General features: G+C 67.0%; 9 protein-coding genes. All 9 read right to left on the bottom strand.

Translation table 11 applies throughout. From position 1 onward, the window contains the following. A partial coding sequence (locus FVW27_RS01425; RefSeq protein WP_167122102.1) for an HAD-IC family P-type ATPase occupies positions 1-857 on the bottom strand: 857 nt, incomplete at its 3' end. A 219-nt stretch (positions 858-1,076) separates the two neighbouring features. Continuing rightward, positions 1,077-1,889 (bottom strand): ZIP family metal transporter, encoded by an 813-nt coding sequence (locus FVW27_RS01420; protein WP_167122100.1) that lies wholly within the window; start codon positions 1,887-1,889, stop codon positions 1,077-1,079. A gap of 181 nt (positions 1,890-2,070) precedes the next feature. Beyond that, positions 2,071-2,367 (bottom strand): SemiSWEET family sugar transporter, encoded by a 297-nt coding sequence (locus FVW27_RS01415; RefSeq protein ID WP_208294559.1) that lies wholly within the window; start codon positions 2,365-2,367, stop codon positions 2,071-2,073. 43 nt (positions 2,368-2,410) lie between these two features. Beyond that, on the bottom strand, positions 2,411-3,598 hold the full coding sequence (locus FVW27_RS01410) for an FUSC family protein (RefSeq protein ID WP_167122098.1): 1,188 nt from the start codon (positions 3,596-3,598) through the stop codon (positions 2,411-2,413). Positions 3,599-3,921: 323 nt separating this feature from the next. Beyond that, entirely contained in the window at positions 3,922-4,260 is a 339-nt protein-coding gene (locus FVW27_RS01405) for a DUF6693 family protein (protein WP_167122096.1), read from the bottom strand. A gap of 1,289 nt (positions 4,261-5,549) precedes the next feature. Beyond that, on the bottom strand, positions 5,550-6,515 hold the full coding sequence (locus FVW27_RS01400) for a glycosyltransferase family 2 protein (RefSeq protein WP_167122094.1): 966 nt from the start codon (positions 6,513-6,515) through the stop codon (positions 5,550-5,552). A 220-nt stretch (positions 6,516-6,735) separates the two neighbouring features. Next, positions 6,736-7,869 (bottom strand): DegT/DnrJ/EryC1/StrS family aminotransferase, encoded by a 1,134-nt coding sequence (locus tag FVW27_RS01395; RefSeq protein WP_167122092.1) that lies wholly within the window; start codon positions 7,867-7,869, stop codon positions 6,736-6,738. A gap of 175 nt (positions 7,870-8,044) precedes the next feature. Further along, positions 8,045-8,494, bottom strand: coding sequence for a cupin domain-containing protein (locus FVW27_RS01390; protein ID WP_167122090.1), 450 nt, complete (start codon positions 8,492-8,494; stop codon positions 8,045-8,047). 23 nt (positions 8,495-8,517) lie between these two features. Next, positions 8,518-9,064 (bottom strand): Rossmann-fold NAD(P)-binding domain-containing protein (locus FVW27_RS01385; RefSeq protein ID WP_481850157.1); only part of this gene is annotated, 547 nt, incomplete at its 5' end.

The raw sequence follows: 9,064 nt of genomic DNA, 5'->3' as shown, positions 1-9,064 counted from the left end.
GCGGCGGCCATCAGCAGGGCGCAGGGGCACCCGGCGATGAGCACGGCCACGGCGCGCGACGACTGGCCGGAAACGGCCCAGGCCACGGCGGCGCAGGCCAGCACCACCGGGGTGAACCACTGGGCGTAGTTGTCCACCAGACGGGCGGCCTTGGGATTGTGGGCTTCCGCTTCTTCGACCAGACGCACCACCTTGCCGATGGTGGTGTCTTCGCCCACGCGCTGCGCTTCCACCACGATGACGCCGTTGTAGTTCATGGTGCCCGCAAGCACCTTGTCACCCGTGGTGCACGAGCGGGGCAGCGGTTCGCCGGTGATGGACGATTCGTCCACGGCGGTGATGCCGGACAGGATTACCGCGTCCACGGGAATGCGCTCGCCGGGGCGTACCCGCAACTGCTGGCCCACGCGTACCTCGGCGGCGGGCACGGTGCGTTCGCTGCCGTCCGGCGCCATGATGGTGGCGGTGTCCGGCGTGACGGCGGCCAGAGCCTTGATGGAGCGCCGGGCCGCATCGCTCAGGAAGCCCTCCACCAGCGAGCCCGCCTTCATGATGCAGGCCACGATGGCGGCGGACAGGTATTCGCCCTGCATCACCGAGGCGACGAGGGCGATGGAAACCAACTCGTCCACGTTGACCTGTTTTTCCAGCAGGCCTTCCACCGCGCCCTTGACGATGGGCAGGCCGTTGATGGCGGCCCCGGTCAGGGCCAGGGCGGCGGCCAGCCATGCGGACGCGCCGGAAAGCGACGCTATCCACGAGACGGCGGCCAGCACGCCTCCCAGCAGGCAGAGCAGGGTTTCGCGCGAGGAAATGAGTTCACGATAGGAGCCGGGGCAGGCGAAGCGTCCGATCACGGGGTGTGCCTCCAGAATGTTTGACGGTCAAACTTCTCTATGTCCAAGATAGTTTGACCGTCAAGGTATTTCCGGGGCATGCGCAACATGCCAGAACGGCAGATGAAAGCAGGGTGTAGGAGACGTGGCGGTGGCGAGGCAGTGGCAGGAAGGTGGAATTGGGGGGGGCGGCGGCATGACCCGCCGATGCGGCAGGACCGCCTTGCCGTCCCCCTGGAGCTACCCCAGCGCCACGTCCAGGGTCATCATCAGGGTAAACCCGGCAATGACCCCCATGGTGGCAAGGTCGCCGTAGCCCGAGCCCTGCGATTCGGGGATCACTTCCTCCACCACCACGAAGATCATGGCCCCGGCGGCAAAGGCCAGCGCATACGGCAGCAGCGGCTGCGCCCAGATTACCGCAGCGGCGCCGATGACGGCGGCGATGGGTTCCACCATGCCCGAGGCCTGCCCGAACATGAACGCCTTCATGCGCGAAAAGCCCTCGCGCCGCAGCGGTACGGACACCGCCGTGCCCTCCGGAAAATTCTGGATGCCGATGCCCAGCGCAAGGGCCATGGCCCCGGCCAGTGATGCCGAGGGCAGGTCCGCGGCCACGGCGCCGAAGGCCACGCCCACGGCCAGCCCTTCCGGAATGTTGTGCAGGGTGATGGCCGTCACCAGCAGGGTGGAGCGTTGCCACGTGCTGGGCAGCCCTTCGGCGTGCTCGATGGGGTTGTGCAGGTGCAGGTGGGGCAGCAGCATGTCCACCAGCCGCAGGAACAGCGCGCCCAGCACGAAGCCGATCGCGGCGGGCACGAACGACCAGCGGCCCAGGTGCTCGGACATTTCCAGGGCCGGGGCCAGCAGCGACCAGAAGCTGGCGGCGATCATCACCCCGGCGGCAAAGCCCAGCATGACGTCCAGCGCCTTGCGCGAGAAACTTTTGGTCAGAAACACCAGGGCCGCGCCCAGCGCGGTGACGCCCCAGGTGAACAACCCGGCGAGAAAGGCCTGGAGGACGGGGGAAAGCTCGGTGAAGGCGGTGTACATGTCCGGTCTCCGGATGGGGTGAGGGAAGTCGGCCGGAAGGCTTCAATACCCCTGAGTATACCCGGAAATGGCGCGCCGTCCACTGCGTGCGCGGGGGAACGCGCAGCGATGAAGGATGCGGTGCGACTGGCAAGGCGGGGTTGCCCCTGCCTGGTCCTTGTGCGGCCCAGTCCCGTGCCGCCTATCCCTGCCGGGAATAGCGCAGCTTCAGCCAGATCACGGCCAGGATCAGCGCAAGGCCCACGGCGTTGGCGGCCATGACCGGCCACGAGCCGATGCCGATGCCATAGACCAGCCACAACGAAACGCCCACGGCCAGCAGCCGGAAGGTGGGCAGCGAGATGTCGTCGGCAGAGCGGGTGCGGGCAATGCGCACCACCTGCGGCAGGTAGGCCAGCGAGGTCAGCAGGCCCGCCGCGTAGCCGATGATCTCGAACAGGGTGGACAGTGCGGCGGAGTCGGCGGTGGGTGCGGGCATGGGGCCTCCGGGGTGGGGGCGGTGCAAAAGGGTGTGCCGCGGGCTACGGCGCGGCGGGGCCGGTGTCCGCGCCGAGGTGGTGGTCCTCGTTCCCGGCCATGCGGGCGGCAAGGCCCTTCACGTCTTCGGCCAATTGGCGCAGGGCGTAGTAGAAGGCATAGAACTGGGTCAGCATGGCCAGATCGAAGCGTTTGGTTGCTCCGGCTTCGCGCAGGGCAAGCAGGCGTTCGTCCGCGCGGGCCATGGCCGCGCCCAGCAGGGCGGCGGGCGACGCGGAAGGCTCGGGGGCGGCTTCTTGTCCGCTTTCCGGCTGCAACCCCAGGGCGGACCGCAACCCGGCCAGCGTGCCGGTGGGGCGCGATCCGGTGACGCCCGTTGTCGTGGCGGCCATGTGCCGCAGGGTGCAGGCCACGGTTTCCGCCAGGTCGCGCATTTCCGGCGCCATGATGATGTCATGCCCGTCTGGCGTGCAGGCGTTCAGGCTGCGCAGCATGGTTCGCAAATGGTCCGTGGTGCGCTCCACCGTCGTCGACAGGGTGTCCAGCGGTTGGTTGTCGTAGAAGTAGATCAGCGATTCGTGGCGACGCACCTTGGACAAGCGCTCGCGGTTGCGCGGGATGGCGCGCGCCAGAGGGTCCAGCAGGTCGGCGGGTGCGTGGGTCTGGCGGGCCAGGAAGTTGTCCACAAGGGTGCTCAGGTGGTCGGCGCAGTTTTCCGCCTGCGAGGCCAGGTCGCGGCGCAGGCCCACCGCCGCGCGCACCGGCCACAGCGTGACCGTGACCACGAAGGCGCAGCCCACGCCCACGGCGATTTCCAGCACCCGGAACAGCCCCACGTCGATGCGTTCCGCATGGCCCGCGCTGGCCAGGATGACGATGCTCACGGTGATGGCCGCCATGCGGTAGCGCGGATCCCACCGGGTGAGAAAGGCGCACAGCCCGGTGGTCACGAACAGGGCCACACCGTTCCATATGGGTGTGTCCGGAAAGGTCATGATGGCCATGACGCCCATCACGGCGCCCATGACCGTGCCGATGAAGCGGTACAGGCACATCTCTATGGCCTCGGCCACGTTCATCTGCATGGCGATGACGGCGGAAATGACGGCCCAGTATCCGTATTCGATGTGCAGCACGTCGGCCAGCACCAGGGCGAGCACGGCGGCAATGCCGGTCTTCACGCCGTGGCGGATGTGGGCGGGGGAAATGTCGGCAAGGGTGGGGCGACGCATGGCGGTCTCGGTCGCGAGGTGTACGGCGGTTGAGGGTGCGCGGGGTGAGGCGGTGCGGTGGCGGGTGCGGGTGTGTTCCCGCGGCCACGCCGGTTTTGACCGGTTTCGACCGGTCTAGACCGGTTCTGGCCGGTCCCGATCAGTTCCGGAGGGCACCACATACGCCGCGGCCGTACGGCTGGCAAGCGTTGTGGATGCATGCTGCGCGGCAAAAGCGACAGCAGGCGGCGAACAGCGCGAGGCGGCGCGGCGGCGGGACTGAGCGTGGGATGGTGAGAGGGGGGTGCATCACCAATGGCCGCACCCCCGCGTGCCGGGTGCGGCTATGCGGATTCGACGCGGGTGTGCGCGGCCACGTAACGGCCCACGCCGTACAGGTACAGGAAGTAGGCCAGCCCGAAGGTGACGATGGACAACAACAGCCAGATCAGCGCGTGGCCCACCTGTGCGGCAAGGTCCAGGTCGCAGACCAGCCGTTGGCGCGGTGCGCCCTCGTGTTCCACGTACGTGCGGTTGATGATGAACTTGGCCAGGGCATACGGGTAGAAGAACACGCCGATGCCCAGTGTGCACAGGGTGATCAGGAACCACAGCACGGCATGGCCGAAGCATTCGATCATGGTGACGTCGGTGCGGAAGGTGCCGGTGGTGAAGGGTGACATGGGGTCTCCGGTTGGGGGGAAGGGAAGGGGGAGGGGAAGGCGCACGGTGCGCAGAAAAAGGAATACCAAGAATGGATGCACCATAGCATGGTTGCGCGTGTGAAGGTCAAGCGGTGTGTGGGGGGGATAGTCGCGAGGTGGGGTGGGGACGGGGAGAGGGAAGGGAGAGGGAAGGGAGAGGGTTGAGCATTGTTGGGTGCGGCTTCTACGCAGGCACGACAACCCTGTTGAATGCGCTCGATTTCGTTATGTCTCCGACGGGCAGGGGGTGTTGTAACGAACACCCCCTGCACCCCCGCGTTCCAGGGGGGCTTCGCCTCCCCTGGACCCCCGGCGTATCCTGCACCGCATTCCTTCGTCGGGCAGCTTCCCTGCGGCGCTGGGCGCCTTCGGGCGATCTGCCCGACGGAATGCGATGTGCGCGTTGCTCTCGGTGGCATGGGTAAGGTCTGGGTGGTGCGTACAAGGGGTGTCTTGCGCGGCGTCCCTGCGTGCAGTCAGTGTGCATGCAGGGTGTTGGGGGCTGTTTTGCTCAACGGGCACGGGACGTGCGTAGAAGCGTATGCCGTCGGGCTTTGCCGACGGCATATGCGTCGCAACGGGGGCGAAGGTAAAGGCACTTTGGTGGGATAAAGACGGCGAGAGACAGGCGCACATCGCATTCCTGCCGCCAGATCGCCCGGAGGCGCCCAGCGCCGCAGGGAAGCTGGCGGCGAAAGGAATGCGGTGCAGGATGACGCGGGGTTCCAAGGGGCGGAGCCCCTGGAGCGTGGGGATGCAAGGGGCCATCGCTAAATGGCCCCTTGCCCGCCGGAGGCATGACGAAATCGAGCGCATTCAACAGGGCTTTCGTGCCTGCGTAGAAGCCGCACCCAGCAGCGCATGACATCTTTCTGCCTCCCGCCGGAGGCATAACGAAATCGAGCGGATTCAACAGGGCTGTCGTGCCTGCGTAGAAGCCGCACCCAGCAGCGCATGACATCTTTCTGCCTCCCGCCGGAGGCATAACGAAATCGAGCGGATTCAACAGGGCTGTCGTGCCTGCGTAGAAGCCGCACCCAACAGCGCATGACATCTTTCTGCCTCCCGTCGGAGACATAACGAAATCGAGCGGATTCAACAGGGCTGTCGTGCCTGCGTAGAAGCCGCACCCAACAGCGCATGACATCTTTCTGCCTCCCGCCGGAGGCATAACGAAATCGGGGGGGCAACAGGGCTGGCGTGTGTTCGTAGAAGCCGCACACATCAGGGCACAACCCCTGCTTCCGCCTTTATTATTGCCGCTGGGGCTACCGCCTCAAGAACGATGGCAGCGCAAAATACACCCCTGCCACGGCGTCAAACATCCCGCCCGGCAGGAACGTGGCCAGCCGGAACAGCCGGAACTTCAGCGAGGATGCGGCATACGGGGCAATGGCCTCCCGCGCGGCAGCGCCCTTGCCCTCGCGCCACAGGGCCACCCCGCGCTGGAACGCCGCGCGGCGGCGCAGCAGCGCCACAAGGTCTGCGTAGTCACGCTCGTAGTCGCGGTACATGCGGATGTGCTTGGCAAGGATGGCTTCCGTCTCATCCGCGAACTGGGCGAACTTGCGGAAGGTGGTGCTGCCGCCGTGCACCCGCCAGCGGGCCAGCGGGGCATCCACGTGGTCCAGCTCCCAGTCCCAGGCGATGCGGTAGAACACGTCCGCCTCTTCGCACACGTTCAGCGATTCGTCGAACCAGTGTCCGCCCATGCCCGGCGCGTCCAGCGCGCTGCGACGGATCACGGCGGAGGACATGGAAATCCACTGGGTGGTCATCAACTCGCGGAACACCTTGCCGCGCGCGGGCGGCGCGGCTTGGAACTGGCGGCTCAGTTCCTTGTCGCCGCTGAACATCACCGTGTCGCAACTCACCAGTCCCACGGCGGGGTTGGCGCGGAACAGCGCCACCTGCCGGGCCAGTTTTTCCGGATGCCACAGGTCGTCGCAGTCCAGAAAGGCGATGAATTCCCCTCGCGCCCGGGCAATGGCCAGGTTGCGCGCCGCGCCCAGCGGCACGGTGCGCTCGGCGCGGAAGTACCGCACCTTGTCACCGCAGCTCTGGGCGATGTCCGCGCTGCAATCGGTGGAACCGTTGTCCCAGAATACGATTTCCCAGTCGTCAAGGGTCTGGGCGAACACGCTGTCGATGGCGGCGCGCAGGTGCTCGCCGCAGTTCAGGCAGTTCATGATCACGCTGACGGCAGGGGCGGAGTGGGCGGCGGTGTCGGTCATGGCAGTTTGTTTCTCGGGGAAGGAACCGGGGGAAGGGACCTTTTGACGCGTTGCGGTCCTCATCCGTAATGCTCGAAGACTCGCATAACGGCTGAGGCAAAGGTCCTTCCCTCGGACCCCCATCCCCCAAAACTTTTCATTGGGGGGATGTGGTGGCGAACAGTTTCTTTGCCGTGGCAATCCGTATGCAGGGTTCGCGTGGACGGCAGAAAACGGCAACCTAGCGCAATGCCTCCAGCAAGGCATCGCACACCAGATCCACGTCGGCGTCGCTCATGCCGGGGTGCAGGGGCAGGGTGGTCAGCTGACGGCCCAGCATTTCGGTGACGGGCAGGGATTGCGCGCCGCCGCCGTAGTAGGTCAGCAGGTGGTTGGGCTTGTAATGCATGCCGGTGGGAATGCCCTTGGCCTGCAATGCGTCCACCACATGGTTCTTCCTGTCGTCCAGGATGCGCACCGGAAAGATGTGCGGCACCACCACGTCGCGGGGGTCCGTGGTCAGCAGGGCCAGATGCGGCGCACCGGCAAGCCGCTGACGGTAGCGCGCGGTCAGGCGCATGCGCGCCGGGGCGAATTCGCCGGGCAGGCGGGCCAACTGCACGCGGCCAATGGCGGCCATGATGTTGCTCATGTGGTAGCGCCAGCCTTGCCGGGTGACGTCGAAATCCCAGCTGCGCTGACCGGAGAAGCGCTTTTCCGTGTCGTTGGCCACGGACAGCAGGCGCGCGTCGCGGCACAGCTGGGCCACGGTCTGGTCGGCGGTGACGATGCACCCGCCCTCGCCGCTGGTGATGTTCTTGATGCCGTCGAAGCTGAAGCAGGCGATGTCACCGAAGGTGCCGATCATGCGGCCATCGTGCAGGCAGCCGAAGGCGTGGGCCGCATCCTCGATGACGCGCAGGCCGTGCTTCTGGGCAAAGGCGTACACCGCGTCCAGCCCGGCGGGGTTGCTGGCGTAATGCACCGGCATGATGGCGGCGGTGCGCTCGGTCAGGCGGCGCTCGGCGTCGGCAAGGTCGATGGTGCAGGTTTCCGGCAGGGCCTCGCAGGCCACGGGCACGGCCCCGGCCCCGCTGATGGCCTGAAACGAGGCCACGAAGGTCAGCGACTGCACCAGCACTTCCGCGCCCGGCTGCACGGCGGCCTGCACGGCCAGGTGCAGGGCGGCGGTGCCGGTGTTGGCGGTGACCACGTTCTGCGCGGGCACGCCGAGGTAGGCGGCGATGTCTTCTTCGAAGCGCTTCACTTCGTTGCCCATGCCGAGGTAGCCGTCCTCGAGGATGACGCGGCTGACGGCGTCGGCTTCGGCCTGGCCCACGATGGACCGGGAAAGACGCAAGGCGGGGGTGGTCATGGCGTGTCGCTCTGGTGTTGGCGCGGGCGCGGGAGCGCCGCGACGGAAGTTGTGGACGGGAAATTCGGGGTAGGCCCCGTGGCAGCCGTGCGGGCCGACACGGGGCCACCATGAAATCGGATTGGTGCGTGTTGGGCAGCGCGGGCGGGGGACTTGCGGCCCTGCCGTCCGCCGCCTACCAGCGGTACGGAATGTCCGGCGTATCCCTGGGCGCGCGTTCGCTTTCCGTGGGGTCGTGCGGAATGTCCGCGCAGTTGCAGATCAGCGCGGGTGTTTCGCCCACCGCCGTGAACCCGTACCACACCAGCGGCGGAATGCGCAGCAGCCGGTAGTTGTCGGGCCTGCCCAGCAGGAATTCTTCCGTCACGCCGAAGGTGGGCGAGCCGGGGCGGCTGTCGTGGATGACCACCTTCATCCGCCCCACGGGCACGGCAAAGTGCTGCGTCTGGCGGGTGTGGCGCTTCCACGCCTTCACCCCGCCGGGTTCCACTTCCGAGAAGTACAGTTCGCCGAAACTCGTGAACATGGGCGAATCGGGCCGCAGCATTTGCAGCACCGGGCCGCCCTCTGTCGGGATGACGCGCAGGTCCTGCGTCACCACCCCGTCGATGGTCGTGGCGTTCACGGCAGCATCCTTTGCGCGGCGGGCTAGTTCGCCCAGGCAAGGCCCTTGGCGGCGGCCTTGTCGGAGTATTCCGCGATCTGGTTCATGGTGAAGGCGTACATGTCCGGACGGGCGGCACCCTGCGGCGCGTAGAACGCGCGGTACCATTCCGCCGTGAAGCGGATGGTTTCGGCAAAGTTCAGCGTGGCCTGCCAGCCAAGGTACGCCAGCGACTTGTCGCAGCACAGCTTGAGCAGGGTGCATTCCTTCATGCCCGCCTGCCCGGCGCGGTCCATTTCGCTGGCGAATCCGGGCCAGTACGGGGCCAGGGCGTCCACCACCTCGGCCACGTTGTTGTTCACGTCCGCCGCCGGGCCGAAGTTGTAGGCCTCGCCCGACAGGGGGAACGGCCCCTGCTCGTTCAGCAGCAGCTTTGCGCCCAGCCACAGATAGCCGGAAAGGGGTTCCAGCACGTGCTGCCAGGGGCGCGTGGCCCACGGGCTGCGAATCTGCACGGCCTTGCCCTCGGCCCACGCCCGCGCGCAGTCGGGCACGATGCGGTCCGCCGCCCAGTCGCCGCCGCCGATGACG

It is taken from the genome of Nitratidesulfovibrio liaohensis (genome assembly GCF_011682075.1).
Classification (GTDB): Bacteria; Desulfobacterota; Desulfovibrionia; order Desulfovibrionales; family Desulfovibrionaceae; genus Cupidesulfovibrio; species Cupidesulfovibrio liaohensis.
The sequence above is the reverse complement of the archived record's forward strand: the minus strand, read 5'-3'. Positions and strand labels throughout refer to the sequence as shown.

Coding starts and splice junctions, on each gene's coding strand:
- FVW27_RS01420 (WP_167122100.1), bottom strand. CDS start 1,889: ATGTACACCGCCTTCACCGAGCTTTCCCCCGTCCTCCAGGCCTTTCTC.
- FVW27_RS01415 (WP_208294559.1), bottom strand. CDS start 2,367: ATGCCCGCACCCACCGCCGACTCCGCCGCACTGTCCACCCTGTTCGAG.
- FVW27_RS01410 (WP_167122098.1), bottom strand. CDS start 3,598: ATGCGTCGCCCCACCCTTGCCGACATTTCCCCCGCCCACATCCGCCAC.
- FVW27_RS01405 (WP_167122096.1), bottom strand. CDS start 4,260: ATGTCACCCTTCACCACCGGCACCTTCCGCACCGACGTCACCATGATC.
- FVW27_RS01400 (WP_167122094.1), bottom strand. CDS start 6,515: ATGACCGACACCGCCGCCCACTCCGCCCCTGCCGTCAGCGTGATCATG.
- FVW27_RS01395 (WP_167122092.1), bottom strand. CDS start 7,869: ATGACCACCCCCGCCTTGCGTCTTTCCCGGTCCATCGTGGGCCAGGCC.